This window comes from uncultured Campylobacter sp. (genome assembly GCF_905372745.1).
Classification (GTDB): Bacteria; Campylobacterota; Campylobacteria; order Campylobacterales; family Campylobacteraceae; genus Campylobacter_A.
The window spans coordinates 68,673-86,497 of the sequence record NZ_CAJPQR010000005.1 but is presented as its reverse complement, the minus strand read 5'-3'; the positions used below and the strand labels follow the sequence as shown (position 1 = coordinate 86,497).

Genomic DNA, 17,825 nt, shown 5'->3' with positions numbered 1-17,825 from the left:
ATCTCTACGACCGAGTAGCCAAAACATCGGCCGGGTGCATTTCATTTTTTGCGCGTTGTATTTTTCGGAAAAGTATTAAGGAAAAGTATCGAGAAACAATCAAGCCGCAAACATTGTTAAAGGCGGTATTAAACAGCATTATCGAAACATAAAAATTTAACAGCAAAAGCACATATTCAGCATCGCTAGGAGGTAAAAATTAACAGCCCCAAAATGAGCGCCCAGCCAAAGCTAAAATATCGTCACTATCGGCGCAGGCTCAAAATAGAGCTGATGAAATGAGCGCAAAAATGACCGCCTAGCCGATAAGTAAATATCGCTACCGTCAGCGCAAAACAGCTTAATGGCTACGGAAATGACCGCTTTATTAAGCCCTAAGCCCCAAGCGGTTAAAATAAGAGCGGATTTTAAAACAAAGGCTAGGATATGCAAACTCTAACCATACAAGCAGATAACGCCGATTTCATAGAAAAGGCGAGAGAGATATTAATCACGCTAGCCAAATTTGACGGCGTGAAGCTAAGCCTAAGCGATGAGGCTAAATATCAATCGCGCTTTAGCGAATATGAAGCCGACATTGAAGCGATCAGGCGCGGCGACCTTGAAACCTATCCGCTAGAGGGAATACGCAACGAGATAGCCAAATGGTAATTAAGCGCACGGCTCGTTTTAACCGCGAGTTAAGGGTTGTATTTGACTTTATCGCAAAAGATAACCCAAACAGAGCGCAGGGTTTTGTCGGTAAGCTACTGGACGCTGTGGAACTTTTGGAGGATAATCCGCGCCTAGGACGAGCGATAACGGACGACAAAAGAGAGCTAATCGCCAAAGGTTATGTAATACCCTACTTGATCGACAAAGACGCCATTAAACTTTTAGGCATTTACAAAACCAACGAGTGGCAAGCGTGAAATATCAGGTAATTTTAAGACAACGAAGCTTAATTAAGCCTCGAGCCAAAAATCGACACAAAAATATAAAATCTTAAGTAAAAAAGTTAATATTGAGATACTTTAAGCCCTCTAAACCTAAAAAATAAGCCTCAACGCTTGCGAAAGCCCTAGAATGCGGCATTACAGAAATAATAGTTTGAAAACTGGAATTTTCATAACCATTTTCCTAATCTCGTGAAACTTAGGAACATTGAATTCATATTTTGACATTTTTTATATCAAATGTATACATCAAATAGCGATACATACGTCCTTTAATACACTTCTGTAAGTCGCCTCTAACCACCATTTTTTTATAAATCCCTATTTTATATATGTTTCAAAGCTTTAAGGTTTGGTTAGATACCATCTTGGGTGCCATATGTTAGTAATTTTTCTATTTTTAAAGCTAGAACTATGCTATAAAAATAGATGATAAATCTAGAATATCTTAGACTCGATTAAACTCAAGCTAATTCTTAGCCGCTGTTTTGCCTTTCTATATATGTAATGTATTATATGAATTTCGGAAGGATGGGATACACTCTTTGATAGAAACGTCGCTTCGTAAGTGTTTTGATTATTTCATATCTCTACTGCTATTATATATCTAAACTCTACCTCTCTATGTTCGTAGTTATGCTTTAAAAACCACAAATGCAACTAAATTAAAATGTACTCCTTTAGATGAAGCAAGAAATTTGCTTTTACTTAGCTTTTACACGGTGATCATTACGCTATGCTTTGATCTATATTTAGCATAACGCCATCTGTTTACAATAATAAAGCAAATCACAACTTCTTATGCTTAGCTTCACTTTGTTTGATATTAATAGGACGCACTCTCTTTGGAAGAAAACTCATTTAGAAGTTTTTAACTTCATGAGCCTTTATGTTATATATAATAGATATATGGTAACCCCTACGAAGTAACCTTAGAATCGGCACATATCGACATATTCGATTACTATCTGAAAATTCTAACATTAGAATGGCACGTTTCTGAGTTTTTGTCAAGATTTTATCAAAAATAGCCACTAAAAATTAAAAATTTCCTCTTTGCGTGATAAATGAGTTGGTGTGTGTGGTCAGGGGCTCACACGCTCGCCCCTTCTCCGCTCTTTTTCTCAGCTGTCCTTCTTTTCCGTTCGCTCCAAAATGGGCGGAGGCTCTTGCTTGCCTCCTTTTTTTCTGCGTATTCTAACGAATTTATAGTCGGCAAGCGACCATCCGTAAGATTTTTGTGGCACTCTTTGATATCTTTGATATCAAATAATATTGCACGATTTGATATCAAAGATATCATGTATTGCAACCGCCTGAACGGCATCTATTATCATTTTTTCTGCCTTTTTGATAGAAATATTCCGAGCTAATCAGATGCAGGCTCGTATGCAACCTGTAATACACCTTCGCGTCCGCTCAGGTATATTCCTAGGTTACTACTCGCTCCCGTATCGCCCCTTAAAAACAGAATCTCCCATTCGGGAATCCTGAATATATTCTTACCCGTTCGGGAGGTGGGGGGGGGTTGCAAGCCAAAGCGGACGCTGGCTTGCCTATCTCTATTTTGAGTACTGCTTGTCAGCCCAGCGGAAAAAGAGAGGACCGACCTTAGAAGGTCCGATAGGAAATTCAGGGAAGGCAAAAGAGGCGAGAGCTCGCAGCCTCTGCCTTCTCAAAACAACTCTCTTATCACAAAAAAAAGAAAAGTATAAATTTCAAAAATTCATCTCGTCGTTGTTTGAAATTTTCTTAGAAATAGCCGGAGCTGGCATCCTAATTTCTTTCTCTATCGGTTTTGTTTGAAGGTTTTTAACTATACCCGAATAGTTAATCAAGCATATTTGCGAATACTTCTCGGGGAATTTTTGCTTTATCAACTTTGCATAGTTATTGCCGTTGTTAATGTCAATGCGCTTAAGCTCTATCGGCTGCTCAGCTTCTTTGACTACTAGCAGATTATCCATTAAAAAATTTTTGAGATTTTCCTTCCTGTCCATCGGAATCATAAATCCGTTGTTAAATTCCTTGATTCTATCATTTAGTAATTCCATATATAATCTTTCAAAAAATCGAACGCCGTCCGTATTTTTCATTTTGCGAAATTAAATACCCCTCGACTTGTGATAAGGTTTCTATTTCCATCACACTCCGAATCTCCGGTATATAAAATTTGATATCTACCTTCCCTTAAAATTTTTGAATTAGGGCATCGAAGTTTCGCAGCTTCCAGTATATCTATTGTAGAGTTTATATTTTTAAACACTGTTCTTGTAAGGGCTTTGTCATTATCTGCCCCGATATCAAACTTGCTTAAATCCTCGTCTTGATTATTAGCATACATCTCTATCTCACTCTTTGCAGCAAGATAATCTTTCTCTTGATTTTTTAGTTTTATATCCACATTTATCCGCTCGCGCTCTTGATATATTTTTTCTAGCATATCCAAGTTGTCAAAAACTTTTCCGTTCGTGAGAGTAGCCGTTGTATCGGGTGCAGAACCGTAATAAAACTGAGCCGGGCTATATCTAGCATTATCTAGCGTTTCTCTTATTTTTACAGGGTCTAGTTTTAGCAAATCAACGAATTTGTCTATATATACATTATAATCGCTTTTCCAATAATCGTAACTTACATTAAGCTCGAAAGATTTTTCTGTTGGGATTATAACCCTGAACCTATTTAGCTCAGCCGTATGCGAAGCAGTGGGTAAGATTAAGGCTGAGATGTTGAGTGCTTCAAGCTTCTCTTTCATTTCGTCAATGGTTATCTCATACTCTTTATACTTAGAGTCGACATCTAAAATTATAACCGAGTTTAGACTCTCGATATTGTCGCTAGCTCTTTTTCCACTACGAAAATTTGCTACGGAAAATCCTGCAATTTTTGTATAGTCCAAAGCTTCAGCCGTCTCCACCAGTGAGCCGAAGTGTTCGGTTTTAAAGCCAGTCTCTGCGGAATATACTGGCTTATCTGGGTTTTTAGCCTTGATTTTCTTTATCCGTTCTTCAGGCAAAAGGCGGTCTAAATTTCGGCTTACGGACATTTTTATGCTAGGGATATTCTGAAATTTATATCCTAGTTCGTCAAGCGCGATGTTTGCGATGTTTTTTACGAGTTCTTTACCTCTTATAACTGTGCTTAGCTTTTCAACTCCGACCCCAGCAGCATCAAGAGCAGAAAAAACTGTGACCAATTTTACGGTCTCTTCTTTATCTAGTCCTAAAATTTTCGAGCAAAAGTCCGTATTTGAATTTTTTTCCACTTACCGTCCTGAAAGATTTCAATCTTGTTTTCGTTTTCGCTTTTTCGGATTTTATCGGCAGGGATGCCAAAGTACTGTGAGAAAAAAGGTATCAGCTTTTCACTATCTATCTCGCGCAGTCTAGTCATTACTTGTCCGTCTATTTGTCCTTCGACTTCTGATGGGTTGTATATTTGCTTTAAATTCTTCAGACGAAATTTTGCCAGCTCCTTTAAGGCTATCTCATCATCCTTAATGGCTAAGACTTTTGGGAGATTTGTTTTAGGCAAATCCCCGTAAACTACGTCCACGACGTCTATATTCGTATCTAGCGTAGACTTAAGCTCCTTTCCTTTTGACCGACCTTTCGCCGCACGCTCATACTTCTCCCAAATCCTCAAATTTTCTTCGAGGCTTTTTCTTTTTACTGGCTCTTTTCCTTCCCCCAACCACGGCTGGGGTAAGGTCAAATTTGGCACAAAGTATCTCATCACAGCACTGCTTAAATTCAATACTTTTTGCACGAGAGGCTATGCCTTTTATGCCCCCTGCGCTGACTTGACCTGAATTATAATGCGTTCTGCAAACTTATGCCAAGATGGATGTGCGGATGTCGCTCTACGAGCTCGGTTTCAGAATATTTTGCGTGCGCTCCGCCTCGCTTAGGCTCGGCTGGCTCGTAAAGAATTTTCGGCACGTGAGCTTCTGCGTGGTAAATCATCTCATTGAGCGAATGATTTGGAAAATTTAGCCTAATATATTCTTGCACAACCTCTTGAAGCTTGCCTTCTTCTTTGGACAACTGCTCCCACTCGTCGTTGGTAAAGGACAAGGTGGCGTGATAGTAGCTATTCTTCCAGTTTTTGTTTTTCAAAACCCAATCGACAGAGTCTTTTAAGGCCTCTTCCGAACCGTCTATAAAAAGCCTATGGTCTTTTTCATCTCGCGTATATTGCGAGCTTGCCTTACGCCCACTCTCCAAGTATTCAGGTAATCCTGACTTGCCTAGCGTTATGTTGCTTATCATTTTTCCATAAATTCCTTTACAAATTTTAGTAGCTCAGACTTTATATCTTCGCATTTCTCAATAAGTATATTCATTTGTTCGATGAATTTTGAGTCGTCGTTACGCTTTGCTGCCACGTGCGCGAGCAAAATTGCTTGGTTAAAATTTCCAAGACTCTTGCTCAATCGTCCAGCATCGCCGAGCGAGAGAAATTTTTTCTCGACTATTTTGCTATTCAAAGCGGCTTGACGGATATAATCCGAGACAGTGAGCCCCATTTTTTGGGCTTTTTCTTCAAGCTCAAAATAGTCGGCGAGCTTAAACCGTATGGGCGTTATTTTGGATTTCATTTTGATTCCTCCTTAATTTTCTCTAGCTCTTCCATATAAATTTCTCTAAATTTTTCTACACCGTTTTTGGTTAGCGTCTTGTCCAAAGTTCTCTTATAGGCTTCGTTTTGATTTTTCAAGACTAGCGTATAGTTTTCGAGCTCGGTATACTTAGTCGAAAATTCTTTGACATCTACTTCCGCTTGTATAAATTTATACGTGATAGAGCTTAATGGATATGCGTATATCAAGGCTGCGAATGCAGCTCCCGCAACAAAACTTGCCGCTAAACTCGATAGTTTGAGAGTCTTTGAGATTTTTGGGGCATTTGCTAAGATTTTGGCGAGCTCTTGAATCTCGGATGTGCAAGCGCTGAGCGTATTTGTCAAGCTATCCACATTTTTATTAAAATTGTTGACTGATTTTTCAAAATCTTGGATTAAGTTTTCGCCTCGATTTATGCTGTATGTTAGTAGACTGTTTAGAATATCTGCTATTTTTGATTAATCTATCTGCGGCATAAAATTCTCCCAAATACACGGGATTTTACTATGTTTTCAACACTAAAGTGCCAAAAAGCTCGACTACATCGATGTTTACAAAGTATTAGTCTAAGCTGAAAATTACGCAAAGTCGACCGAATTTTCATTATTTACCTCATATATCATTTATTATATATTAATTTTAAGTATTTTTTCTAGCAAAGAAATACGCCCGCCAAAAAATTAGCTCATAATCCTTTAAAATTTTCTCAACGAATTTGTCTCGCCTATTTCTTTTTAGTTTTTTGTAGACGGAATTAAGTTCTAAATCGCCTTCAGCTAAAACCTTTATAATTTTCTCAATCATCCCAAGCTCTTTTTTGTTTCGGACATAAGACGTAATTTCTGGCACATTAAGCTCTATATCTAAATTCCGATGTCCTTCACCAGGCAAAGTGTGCACCGTCAGTTCAAAACGGTTTCCGCCGATACGTCGTTTTTCACCAATGAATTCATACCTTAGATAGCAGTCCTGTTGCGCCGTATCGCAGTTGCTAGGAACTACCATATATGCAGTTTCGATGGAATTGAGAATCTGCTGGCTTCCCGCAAAAGTTAGCTGATTTGTATTTACTGTATCGTCGGGATTTTTAACCACTTTGTTGCTATGATGCAATATTATGACTGTGGCCCCTCGAAGCCTTAAATTCATAATATATTCGCGGAAAAATTTCTTCATATCCCGACCGTTTTCCATATCTAGCTCAACGACAAAGTCCTTTAAGCTATCGAAGATGAATAACATACTCGATAAATCTTCATCGGAATTTGTTGCTATATCTTTTAAAAGTTTGAAATTATCAACCTCTTCAAAATCTCGGTGAATGCGAGGATTATTTAAAGAGATATAGTTAAATTTAGAATATTTCGTGAGTTCTTCAACTCCGCGCCCAAAGAGAACCGGTATACCGTTATCCCCGTCAAAATAGAAAACTTCGGAAACTTTTTGGGTTAAGTAAGAAAATTTCGCTAGTCCCCACGCCGCAAAGGTCTTTCTGGAATCAGCCGGAGCGTATAATACTATGATACTTTGTTTACTAAGAACGTAAGGAATCAACCAATTTTCTGTGTCTATGTCCATTAGTTTATATTTTCGTGCTCGTTCCAAAGGTTTTGGCGAAGACTTAGCGTCAAGAAGCCTTATAGGAGCGGTATTTTTACCGTTTTCGTAATCGATTTTTAAGCAATTTTGCGCTATGATTTCATCAATTTTTGAATTCATAATGACCTCCTTTCTCAGGTCAATTTTTGAAGGGAGTTGAGTTACTGCTCGCTCTTTTTTTATTTCTGGCTCTTTTTCGAGCAACCTTAAATTTTAAACCCTCTACCTAGTATTTAATAGAGCTTTGCCAAAATTGGCGTAACATAGTCAAATTGGCTTCTAAGAAATGGAGTACCATACTCCGAGCTTCAAAAGCTGCTCCTGAACCTATTTGTCTGTATAGTGAATTTCCGTATACGCAGCTTCGATTTCGTCCTTGCTCGGTTTTTGATGGAGAAACATTTTGATAAAAAATAATGGCACCATATGGTCTAATCTCTTTTTTGACCAAGTCGTCAAAGTGCCCCTGAGACCGTGCGGCGTGATTTTGTCGTCACTAAGCTCTTTTACGAACATTCGCAGTCCGTCTCTGTTAATACGTCCGCGTATTCCGACAAAAACATCCTCCGAATCACGTCTATACGTCGCAAAAGGATTTATGGTCTTTTTATATTTTTGGAGTATGTTTTGCAAAATAGGGCAAATCGGCGGAACTAAGTCTTCGCGATTTGCCTCGCTCGCCTTCTCGCCTTTGAGCTTTTCCTTCGGATATGTCATCTTTGAAAAGTCCTCGTTGAAATAGCTCCACTTTAAGCCGACTACGGAGTCCGACCGCATACCCGTAAGCATTGTAAAAAGCGTAGCTAGCGTATAATGAAGCTTATCGTCCTTCGCACTGCACAAATTTTCGAGAAAATTTGCTATATCTTCAATGCTTGTTAATTTTGGATGATGTGCCGCCTTAGAATTTTCATATGTCTTTGTAGTTCACCCCGGGGAGCGGATTCATATCTTTGCTGATATATCCGTGCTTCTCGGCATATTTGTAGGTTATGCACATAATTTGATTTATGCGTTTGAGCGTAGCCAAAAGCCCCGAGCTTTCTATTTCATTATATATATCCTTTATTTGCTGCGGCGTGACGTCAAGTATTTTGGTGTTTTTAAAATGGTTCACAAGATGGTTTGTTCTAATGTTACAAGTGCGTTGAGTTGATGCTTTAGAATTTGAATAGTAGTCTATGAGAGCTTTTCTCATAATATCGACAAATGTGGCATCTTCATCTTTTGAGATAAAGACGCCAAACTCATAGCTTTGCTTAAGCTCTAATAATTTTTCCCGCGCAGAGTCTATATTATATATAGGATACTCACCCACAAGAATATACTTGCTCCTACCGTTTCCTACTCTTCTGCGGTAATAGAATTTTTTCCGCCCTGACCTGTAGACCTTGACGCAAAAGCCGTTTATGGTAGAAACTCCGTAAACCTTTTCAATTTTTCCATCGCTCGTGAGCTTTTCCACGTCAAATTTTTTCATACAATCTCCTTTGAAAATTTTAAAATTTTCGGATATCGTATCAAAATCGAACGTGCTATGGAAGGGTTTTAGCTCGCCAGAAATCGTAGCCCATTTCATTGACAAATATGCTATAATTCGGCGGCTGTTGAGCTCAGGCTTATTTCTAAGCTAGATTTAAGTAAAATTACATAAGGAATTTCTTCCCTAAAATTCGACGCTCAACAAAAAAATTTAAAATTCATAAGGATTTATCGCGCTATATATAATAGGTAGATTATAGATAGATGGTGACCCATACGAGACTCGAACTCGTGTTACCAACGTGAGAGGCTGGTGTCCTAACCGCTAGACGAATGGGCCGACAAATGATACAAAATGTAAGTTAGGATTATAACCAAATAAACTTAAACTAAGATTGTTTGAGGCGCTTACGGTTACTAAAGGAATAATACGCTTTTAATATATACCGCAATTTCTCACATTCCAATAGAAACTATGACAAAATATTCTAAATTTTACTGTTAGTTTCTTCATTGTTATTTTATCCAAACCCCAGTTAGCTACGCTGGTAGATACGTCTTAAATTTACACATCTCTCGTCACCGCTTACTCAAAAGCACATAAAAACGGACGAAACGCAGGCTAAAGATAGCCCGCTTCGTCCGCGAAAATCATCAAATTTAGCCTACTTTGACGCTATTAGTGTTTACGATGTTGTGCTCAAAGCCAAGCTGTTCTTTGCTAAGTCCTAGCGCAAGGCCCACTAGCTGCGAGAGATGGATGATAGGCACTCTGGCGTCTGAGTTTTGCACGTCTTGGTAGCGCTCCTGATAGATATCAAGCTGCATCTGGCAGAGCGGACACGGCGTAACGATACAGTCCGCTCCGTTTTCGTCGGCATTATTTACTATTTGGCTAGACATTTTTTGCACCGATTTTACGGCCGGATAGCTCGCGTGAAATCCGCAGCAGTCAAGTCTTTTTTCAAAAGGTACTATTTTCGCGCCTAGAGCCTCTACGACGGTTTCAAAGCTTTTTGGATTTACCGAGCTTTCGCGGTTTTGGGTGGCTTTTTCGGGACGCAGGCTATGACAACCGTAAAATAGCGCGACCTTTAAATTTGAAAGCGGCTTAACGACTTTAGCCCTTAGCGTTTCTACGTTTTGATAAAGCACCCAAAGCAGGCTGGTTACCTCCGTGGTGCCTTGATACTGCATATTGCCCTTAGCTAGGAAGGTATTTATCCTATCTTTTTGACCGCGGTCAAGCGCCGTTTTGGCTCTCGTTAGCGTAAGGAAGCAAGTGCTGCACGTAGTTAGCACGGGCATATTCATGCCTTCAGCCAGAGCCAAATTTCTAGCGTTAGCTACCAGCGTAGCGATAGGATCGACGTCTTGAGCTTGCGTGGCGCCGCAGCAGCTCCAGCCTTTGATCTCGTGTAGTTTGATGCCCAGTATCGGCGCGATGGCTTCCAGCGAGATTTTAGACTCTTTTGCCGCTTGACTTAGGACGCATCCCGGGAAAAAAGCAAATTCGTTTTGTGCGCTCATCTTTTACTCCTTATCCGCGGCGGCGCGCGCGGCTTTTATCATTTCTACCAACTCTTTATGACCCTCGATGTCCTCTTCGCCGAATATATGCAAAGGATTCATCTTGCCCGCACCCATTAGTTTTAGCGCTATATCCGTTTTACTTACGGCCATGGCGCCTTCGCTTCTAAGGGCGAGTAAAATTTCATTTAGCCTGCCCGAGCCCTCGACCAGGTCGGTAAGGAAGGCGTTAGCGTGATCCGGGCCTTCGCCGGTATTTATGCCTTGTTTTTGCGTAAAGACTCTAAGCGCGGCTATATCGTCGGCTGCGCTGATACCTTTAGGACAGCGGTCGGCGCACTCTTGGCAGTGCACGCAGTTCCACAGACCGCCTAAAACCGCGGCCTTGGCGTGCAGCATCGGGTCTTTACCCCTAGAGTCAAACGTCGCTCTGTGCGCGTGAGTGAAAACAAAAGGCTCCATATAGTCGCTGCTATCGGCAGTTAGTTTGCTACACTCCGACGCACAGCATCCGCATAGGATGCAGTCCCATTGCTTTTGGATTTTGTCGTACTCAGCCTGCGTTTGTTTACAGCCTTTTTCGGCAGAAAACTCATCCTTAGGGATAAAGGTCGGGCGGATCTTTCTTAAATTTTCGATAGAAGGCTCCCAGTCTACGACCAGATCGGAGATCACTCTAAAATTTGCTAGCGGGGAGACGGTTATAACCTCTGGATTGTCGTATGTCGCTAGCAGCTCTTCCATCTTTTCGTCGCAAGCTAGCACAGAGTGACCGTTTACCCTCACGCCGCAAGCTCCGCAGATAGCCGATCGGCAAGATGCGGTAAAATTTAGCGTCGCGTCCAAATTTTGCTTGATAAATAGCAAAAGCGATAGCAAAGTCTTGCCCTCTATATCTTTTTTATCCACGACGTAGGCTTGTTTGTAGTGTTGCGTACCGTCGTATCTGTCTATGATTATTTTCATTGCGGTTTCCTTCCGTCAAGCGAGAATTCCGTGACTACGACGTTTTTATAGCCAAGCTCTAGCTTGCCGTCGTTTAGCGTCACGATGCTATGTTTTAAGAAATTTACGTCGTCTCGTTTAGGGTAGTCCTCCCTGGTGTGAGCGCCTCTGCTCTCCAGCCTTTTGCGCGCGGCCAAACAGGCGCAGCGAGATAGCAGGATCAAATTTCCCAGCTCCACGTAGTCGGTAAAGGCGGTATTCATAACCGGATTTGCGTTTGGTACGCTTAGCTTATCGTAGCGAGCTTGTATATCCTCTAGCGCCTTTTCTAGGGCGTCTAGCTTGTCCTGGGTTCTAAAGATACCCATATTATCCCAGTTTTGTTTGCCTAGCTCCTCGCGCAGGAGATACATTTCGTTTGCTTCGCCTTTGCCGTTTGCGACTTTTTTAAATTTCTCGCGCCATTTTTTAGCTAGCTCTTCGGTGTTTTTGCCGCTACCAAAGCTAGCCGTTTTGGCATACGCGCTAGCTCCTTTGCCGGCTAGCTGACCCGTTACTACCGCATCCGAGAGCGAATTTCCTCCGAGACGATTAGCTCCGTGGATAGAGACGCACGATGCCTCGCCGCCCACGTAAAGACCTGGCATCTTCGTGCTCATATCGTCAAATTTATCCACCTCTATGCCGCCCATCGAGTAGTGCGCGGTAGGCCTGATCGGCACCGGCTGCTCTACTAGGTCTAAATTTTCAAAAAGTAGCGCGGTGTGTCTGATTTTAGGCAGTTTTTTCATTATGGTTTCTTTACCCAGATGCCTAACGTCGATGAGTACGTATGAGCCTAGTCCCTCGCCGTAGCCGCGTCCCTCGCGGATCTCGGTCTCGATGGCGCGAGCCACTACGTCGCGAGGAGCTAGCTCCATCTTCTCGTGGTAGTTTTTCATAAATCTCTCGCCCTTGTTGTTTAGCAGATATCCACCCTCGCCGCGAGCCGCCTCCGTGATGAGGGTGCCGCCGTTTGCCACGCCGGTCGGATGAAACTGTATCATCTCGGGGTCTTCAAACCCAAGTCCCGCTCGCACCGCAGCCGCTACGCCGTCGCCCGTGGCGATATATGGCACCGAGGTTCTGTTGTAAAATATCCTCGTGTATCCGCCCGTCGCCACCACGAGAGCCTTACAAAGTACGGGAGTTATATCTCCGGTCTGGAGATTGCGTAGTACGACGCCCTCGCATTTACCGTCCTCTACGCCGATATCTAGCAGCTCGTAGTCCATTAGAAATTTAACGTCGTTGCTAACCGCCTCGTCAAAGCAAGCATGCATAACTATGTGACCGGTTTTATCCGCCGAATAGTTACATCTGCGTTTTGAGGCGCCGCCCATCATCCTTTGCGCTACGCCGCCCGGTACGTCGCCTTTTTTAGCGTCTACGCCGCCGCTTGGATTTCTGGAAAATAGCGTGCCGATATAGTCCATCTCGGCTATCGCTTTGCCGGCTAGCTCGCAAAATTTGATCGCTGCGTCCTGATCTACTAGATACGCGCCGCCTTTAACCGTGTCGTAGGCGTGCAGCTTATACGAGTCGCCGTCAGAAAAATTCGTCACGCCGTTTATGCCGCCCTCGGCCATACAGGTGGCGTTTCTTGAGGGCATCATTTTAGTAGCTACGATGACGCTAAGCTCCGGGGCGGCTTTTCTAGCGGCAACCGCTGCGCGCAGCCCGGCGCCGCCCGAGCCGATGATAAGAATATCGCAAGAAGGAAGCCCGTTAGCCTTACCGCTAAAAGCCTCTTTTTTAGAAGCTTTTTTATCAGGCTTTTTGTCGTCGCAGCCGCTAAGCGTCAAAGCTCCGACGCCGATACAGGCTCCTTGCAAAAACCTTCTTCTGGATAAATTTTCGTTCATTTGGTATCCTTTGTTTAAACTCAAAATTTCGCCGAAATTTGAGTTTATTATTACGAGCCTTTATCACTCAGATAAAGACGCCTTAACCTTGTGCCTTTCTGAGATGGAATTATAATACTTTTTTTTTAAAAAAATATTAATATTACACCGTTTGTAAACTAAAATTTTAGAAATATTTTATCATCTAGTCATAAATTTTGAAATCAAATTTCAATCGTATACCAAATGCCTGGTCGTGGATTATGCCGCGATTTTGATATTTTCGGCTGAAATTCGCAAATTTATATAAATGCGATTTTGCCGATATTAAATCAGATAAATTTGCTCTTATTAGCGGTATAAATCGACTAGAAAAGTTAAATTTAAAGCATTCGGTAAATTTGCTTTTCGTATTTTGCCCGGTTTTATTTAAGCAAATAAGAGAAATATCACATAAATATCACAAAATCCCCGTTTTTTAAATTTAAGCAGTTTTTTTATACAATCATTTAAATTTAAAACCGCGGAAAATAATATGAAATTTATCCCCAAAACCTTGCCTTTCGTAGAATTTATCGCTCTCATGGCGCTTTTAACCTCGCTTGGAGCCATGAGCACCGACGCGATGTTGCCGGCACTCATGCAAATCGGCCTAGACCTTGGCGTGACGCAGATAAATCAAACCCAGCTAGTCATATCCTCGATGTTTGCGGGCTTTGCCGTCGGGCAGATATTTTACGGGCCGCTTAGCGACTTTATCGGGCGACGAAACGCCGTACTGCTAGCGCTTGCGATATTTACGGCAAGCTCCTTTATCTCGGTCGTTACGAGCGATTTTACCGCGCTTTTAGCGAGCAGATTTTTCCAGGGGTTAGGCGCTGCGGGCCCTAGGATCATCGCGATGGCGCTTATCCGCGATCTTTACGAAGGACGCGCGATGGCTCGCGTGATGAGCTTTATCGCGGCCGTTTTTATTATCGTGCCCGCACTAGCTCCCATCATCGGCGGCTTTATTTTTAAAATTTATAGTTGGCGCAGCATATTTTTGATGCTTACTTTTATGGGGTTTGCGTGTCTAGCGTGGTTTGGGGCGCGCCAGAGCGAGACTCTGCCGGCGCAAAATCGCAATAAATTTAGCCTAAATTTGATAAAAACCGAAGCCGCGCAGGTCGTGAAAAACAGGCGAACCGCAGGCTACACGATCGTTTTGGGGCTGATTTTCGGGATGTTTTTGAGCTATATCAGCACCGCTCAGCAGATTTTCGAGGTTAGTTACAAGCTAGGCGACGAGTTTCCTATCTATTTTGCTATAAACGCCCTAGCTCTAGGCGCCGCGTCGATGATAAACGCAAAGCTCGTGATGGTCTACGGCATGCGCTACCTCAGCATGCGCGCTATGGGGACGTTTTGCGTCATCGCGGTCGCATTTTTGCCCGTCGTCGTCGCGTATGACGGAGTGCCGCCGCTGTGGGCTTTTATGGCGTTTTGCATGAGTAGCTTTTTTTGCGTGAGCATACTTTTTGGTAACCTAAACGCGATGGCGATGGAGCCGATGGGCAAGATCGCGGGCATGGCGGCTGCGCTGATCGGCTCGGCTTCGACCCTTATCTCGCTTCCTATCGGCGTCGCGATCGGACAGATGTTTCGGGGCACGCTAACGCCTATGGTGGCGAGCTTTGCGCTTATCGGAGCGGCGGCGTTTGTGCTGCTTTATAGGACTTCAAAGATTTCCGAGGAGTAAATTTACGCAAGCCAAATTTTTCAAAATTTGAGCGGTAAATTTGACTACGTTTTTGTTTATCGTAACGTCCGCAAAAGCACCTTATAAAGCAAATTTACGCTATCATTGCGCAAATTTAAAGGCAAAATATGAAGCCCAAATACGACTTTTTCAAAAACTCCAAATTTGCATTCGAGGGACTTGCCGCGATGCTAAAAAACGAGGCGGCGTTTCGCCTTGAGCTTTGCGTTATCGTTCCGCTCGCGCTAGTTTCGCTATTTTTACCCGTTTCTGCGGCACAGCACGCACTGCTGATCGCCGTTTTCGGACTCGTTTTAGTCTGCGAGTGCCTAAATACCGCGGTCGAAGCGGTAGTGGATCTCGTTTCGCCAGACTTTCATCCGCTAGCTAAAATCGCCAAAGACTGCGCCTCAGCTGCCGTTTGTCTTTCTATCGGTACGGCTGCGATAACTTGGGCGTGGGCTATTTTTTCGCTAATCTTTTAAAAGCATGGTAAAATTTGACGGCAAAAACGGTAGCGATTTTGCGCTAGTCGGGTCTTAATTTTACGCCGAATTTGATTGGCGGCTTAAAAAGCAAGCTACGCTGCCAAATCCCAAAAATCCGTCGTTTGGCTAGCCGGGCGCGTAAAATTTATAAAAATACGGCTAAATTTAACCGCAAAACCGCGCAAACGCGCCGCCGTTTGCAAAACCAGCAAGAAAGCAAGCTGCGAAAATTTAACCCGTCTGGCGCCAAAATCGCGCCGAATGACTAAAGCTTTAAGCTTTTTTTGGATAAAGTTTCACTCTTATTATCAATAATTAGGAAAACTATGAAGCTACGTATTTCTTGGTTTAAATTTACGCTTTTAAACGCCGTTTTTATCGCCGCGCTAAATTTTGGGCTGTTTAATTTTATTTATTCAAGGCTTAGCTTTGAAGCTCATCCGCTGACGGCCGCAAGCCTGCCGGTTATATATTTTTCGCTGCTTTGCGCGCTGTTTTCGCTCGTTTTTTTGCCCTATCTAGCTAAGCCGGTTAGTATCGCTGCGATTGCCATTACGTGCGCTAGTAGCTACTTCATGCAAAGCTACGGTATCATAATCGATAGCGAAATGATAAGAAACGTCGCGCAAACGGACGCGGGAGAGGTATTAAGCTTTTTAAATCCAAAACTCGTTTGCTATATGCTATTTTTGGGCGTTTTACCCTGCCTTCTGGTCGCTTTTGCGAGGATAGAGTACGGCGGCGCCAAGCGGCATATAAAGATCAAATTTTTAACATTTGCAGGCTTTTTAGCGCTCGCGGCTGGGTTATTTTTTTCGCAGACTAAGTCCCTTATCCCGTTTTTTCGAGAAAATAGCTTCATAAGAGCCTACAACCTGCCATTTTATCCGATTTACGCAGCGCAAAAATACATAAAAATGGAGTTTTTTAAGCCCGAATTTAAACAAATCGGCATGGACGCTACGATGAAGCCAAGCGACGAACGACGGCTGATGGTGCTAATCGTGGGCGAAACGGCGCGCGCGAAAAACTATTCGCTCGGCGGGTACGCCAAAAACGACACGAATTTTTACACGAAAAATGAGCCAAATTTGGTCTATTTCAGCGATGCTCGCTCGTGCGGAACGGCTACGGCAGTCTCGCTACCGTGCCTGTTCTCAAAGTCCACTAGAAAAGAATACAGTAGCAAAGAATTTAGCGAAAACGCGCTTGATATCTTAAAACGCGTCGGCGTCAAGGTCGTGTGGCTAGGCAACAACTCGGGCAAATGTAAGGGCGTTTGCGACCGCTTGGACGCGGGCGACGTCGAGTACTTTGACGCAGGATACGATACGAATATGCTGCCCTCACTCAAAAAACGCCTCGAAAATCTCGCGCAAAACGAGATAATCGTCCTGCACCTGCAAGGCTCGCACGGCCCTGCATACTACGCCCGCTATCCGAGCAAATTTCGCAAATTTACCCCGACTTGCGACACGAGCGAGCTTAGCTCCTGCGATAGCGATAGCATCGTAAACACCTACGACAACACGCTGCTTTTTACCGATTTTTTCATTGACGAGGTCATCAACGCTGTCAAGGACGCGGGCGGCGATAAAAGCGCGGTTTGGTATTTCTCCGATCACGGCGAGAGCCTGGGCGAAAACGGCATCTATCTGCACGGCATGCCCTACGCCATCGCGCCAGAGACGCAAAAACACATCCCGATGATGGCGTACGCAAGCGATGAAGCGACGCTAGCTCGCCTGCGCGCGCAAAAGGACGACGCCGTCTCGCACGATAATGTTTTTAGTTCGTTGCTGGGGTTTTTTGGAGTAGAGACAAAGGAATATGATAAAAAACTTGATATATTTGGCGAGTAAATTTTGCTTTTTGGCGGCTCGTCTCTTGCGCGCCTTTAAATGAGCTAGAAATTTCCTCCCTCGATGAACTGCATGTTCTATCTTCGGTCGAAAATTTCTTCGCAACATTTAAATTCATCGCAAGATACTTTGCCTTGACTCTTTGCGTTCAAATTCGAGAATTTCGACTTCAAATTTTACATAAATAGTCAAGGCGAAGTATCGCGAGATGATTTTTCGAGCTTTGAAGCAAAATTGAGCGTGCGCTAGGCATATAGCCTGCGGAGCGAAAATTTTGCGAAATCTCGGAAAAGCGCTCGCGAGACGAGCCTTTTTATTCAATTTGCTCTCTGCCAGACGAGTTTTTTCCCAAACCCCAACGCATTATGCGTAAATTTAACCCAGCCAAGACTCAAACTATAAAGGCTCGGGTTCATCGCCAAAGCGTAAGGAAAGCGCGCGAAATATATTTTTCTCTGATGTGCGGTTGCAGGAGCGGCTATAGCGCGAAACTGCACCCCCTCTATCTTGCCCACCACCTTCGTATCAAGCGCGACGGTGCCGGCTACACCAGACTCTGCTAAAAACGCCTTCACGTGAGCGCTCCGCTCGCCGCCAGCTACGATAAAAGCTAAATTTTCCTCGTCAAAAGCGTAAAAGCAGCTCGCGCAGTAAGGCTTGCCCTCATCTAAAACGGCAAGACTAAGCAGGTGCATTTTGCGGATAAATTTTAAAATTTTCTCATCCATTTCGTCCG

The 17,825-nt window shown here is 43.1% G+C and carries 18 protein-coding genes and 1 tRNA gene; 5 read left to right on the top strand and 14 right to left on the bottom strand.

From position 1 onward, the window contains the following. Positions 1–426 precede the first annotated feature (426 nt). Together QZ157_RS02670 and QZ157_RS02665 are read left to right on the top strand one after the other, a co-directional pair. Positions 427–651 carry a hypothetical protein gene (locus QZ157_RS02670; protein ID WP_295141434.1) on the top strand — a complete coding sequence of 75 codons (225 nt, stop codon included), beginning with the start codon at positions 427–429 and terminating at the stop codon, positions 649–651. After that, positions 645–911: a type II toxin-antitoxin system RelE/ParE family toxin gene (locus QZ157_RS02665; protein WP_295141431.1), complete on the top strand. Its 267-nt coding sequence runs from the start codon at positions 645–647 to the stop codon at positions 909–911. The genes QZ157_RS02670 and QZ157_RS02665 overlap by 7 nt, the downstream gene beginning before the upstream one ends. Positions 912–2,653: 1,742 nt before the next feature. Here the strand turns inward: QZ157_RS02665 and QZ157_RS02660 are convergent. The 13 genes from QZ157_RS02660 to sdhA form a co-directional block, all read right to left on the bottom strand. Further along, a complete protein-coding gene (locus QZ157_RS02660; RefSeq protein ID WP_295141427.1) occupies positions 2,654–2,989 on the bottom strand; it encodes a hypothetical protein in 336 nt (111 codons plus the stop codon). Positions 2,990–3,027: 38 nt separating this feature from the next. Further along, positions 3,028–4,200: a hypothetical protein gene (locus tag QZ157_RS02655; protein WP_295141425.1), complete on the bottom strand. Its 1,173-nt coding sequence runs from the start codon at positions 4,198–4,200 to the stop codon at positions 3,028–3,030. After that, a complete protein-coding gene (locus QZ157_RS02650) occupies positions 4,158–4,703 on the bottom strand; it encodes a hypothetical protein (protein ID WP_295141423.1) in 546 nt (181 codons plus the stop codon). The genes QZ157_RS02655 and QZ157_RS02650 overlap by 43 nt, the downstream gene beginning before the upstream one ends. Positions 4,704–4,747: 44 nt before the next feature. After that, positions 4,748–5,206: a hypothetical protein gene (locus tag QZ157_RS02645; protein ID WP_295141420.1), complete on the bottom strand. Its 459-nt coding sequence runs from the start codon at positions 5,204–5,206 to the stop codon at positions 4,748–4,750. Beyond that, on the bottom strand, positions 5,203–5,535 hold the full coding sequence (locus QZ157_RS02640; RefSeq protein WP_295141417.1) for a hypothetical protein: 333 nt from the start codon (positions 5,533–5,535) through the stop codon (positions 5,203–5,205). Before QZ157_RS02640 ends, QZ157_RS02645 begins: the two co-directional genes overlap by 4 nt. After that, positions 5,532–5,765, bottom strand: a complete 234-nt coding sequence (locus tag QZ157_RS02635; RefSeq protein WP_295141414.1) for a hypothetical protein — start codon at positions 5,763–5,765, stop codon at positions 5,532–5,534. The genes QZ157_RS02640 and QZ157_RS02635 overlap by 4 nt, the downstream gene beginning before the upstream one ends. A gap of 433 nt (positions 5,766–6,198) precedes the next feature. Further along, positions 6,199–7,278, bottom strand: a complete 1,080-nt coding sequence (locus QZ157_RS02630; protein ID WP_295141412.1) for a hypothetical protein — start codon at positions 7,276–7,278, stop codon at positions 6,199–6,201. 207 nt (positions 7,279–7,485) lie between these two features. Then, positions 7,486–7,947 (bottom strand): hypothetical protein, encoded by a 462-nt coding sequence (locus tag QZ157_RS02625; protein WP_295141409.1) that lies wholly within the window; start codon positions 7,945–7,947, stop codon positions 7,486–7,488. Positions 7,948–8,068: 121 nt separating this feature from the next. Continuing rightward, the gene (locus QZ157_RS02620) at positions 8,069–8,638 is read right to left on the bottom strand and encodes an Arm DNA-binding domain-containing protein (RefSeq protein ID WP_295141406.1); all 570 of its coding nucleotides are present in this window, start codon (positions 8,636–8,638) and stop codon (positions 8,069–8,071) included. A 267-nt stretch (positions 8,639–8,905) separates the two neighbouring features. After that, positions 8,906–8,980 (bottom strand) — tRNA-Glu (locus tag QZ157_RS02615). A 320-nt stretch (positions 8,981–9,300) separates the two neighbouring features. After that, the gene (gene sdhE / locus QZ157_RS02610) at positions 9,301–10,170 is read right to left on the bottom strand and encodes an 8-methylmenaquinol:fumarate reductase membrane anchor subunit (protein WP_295141403.1); all 870 of its coding nucleotides are present in this window, start codon (positions 10,168–10,170) and stop codon (positions 9,301–9,303) included. Between the two features lie 3 nt (positions 10,171–10,173). Then, entirely contained in the window at positions 10,174–11,136 is a 963-nt protein-coding gene (gene sdhB, locus QZ157_RS02605) for an 8-methylmenaquinol:fumarate reductase iron-sulfur subunit (protein ID WP_295141401.1), read from the bottom strand. Further along, positions 11,133–13,019: an 8-methylmenaquinol:fumarate reductase flavoprotein subunit gene (gene sdhA / locus QZ157_RS02600; RefSeq protein ID WP_295141399.1), complete on the bottom strand. Its 1,887-nt coding sequence runs from the start codon at positions 13,017–13,019 to the stop codon at positions 11,133–11,135. Before sdhA ends, sdhB begins: the two co-directional genes overlap by 4 nt. Positions 13,020–13,533: 514 nt before the next feature. On the opposite strand from sdhA, the gene QZ157_RS02595 reads away from it, so the two are divergent. From QZ157_RS02595 to QZ157_RS02585, 3 genes are all read left to right on the top strand, one after another. After that, positions 13,534–14,739 (top strand): multidrug effflux MFS transporter, encoded by a 1,206-nt coding sequence (locus QZ157_RS02595; RefSeq protein ID WP_295141396.1) that lies wholly within the window; start codon positions 13,534–13,536, stop codon positions 14,737–14,739. A 128-nt stretch (positions 14,740–14,867) separates the two neighbouring features. Next, a complete protein-coding gene (locus QZ157_RS02590) occupies positions 14,868–15,224 on the top strand; it encodes a diacylglycerol kinase (RefSeq protein WP_295141393.1) in 357 nt (118 codons plus the stop codon). Positions 15,225–15,553: 329 nt separating this feature from the next. Continuing rightward, positions 15,554–17,089 (top strand): phosphoethanolamine--lipid A transferase, encoded by a 1,536-nt coding sequence (locus QZ157_RS02585; protein WP_295141390.1) that lies wholly within the window; start codon positions 15,554–15,556, stop codon positions 17,087–17,089. A 317-nt stretch (positions 17,090–17,406) separates the two neighbouring features. Here the strand turns inward: QZ157_RS02585 and QZ157_RS02580 are convergent, their stop codons facing one another. Next, complete coding sequence (locus tag QZ157_RS02580) at positions 17,407–17,817, bottom strand: hypothetical protein (RefSeq protein ID WP_295141387.1); 411 nt, start codon at positions 17,815–17,817, stop codon at positions 17,407–17,409. Positions 17,818–17,825 lie beyond the last annotated feature (8 nt).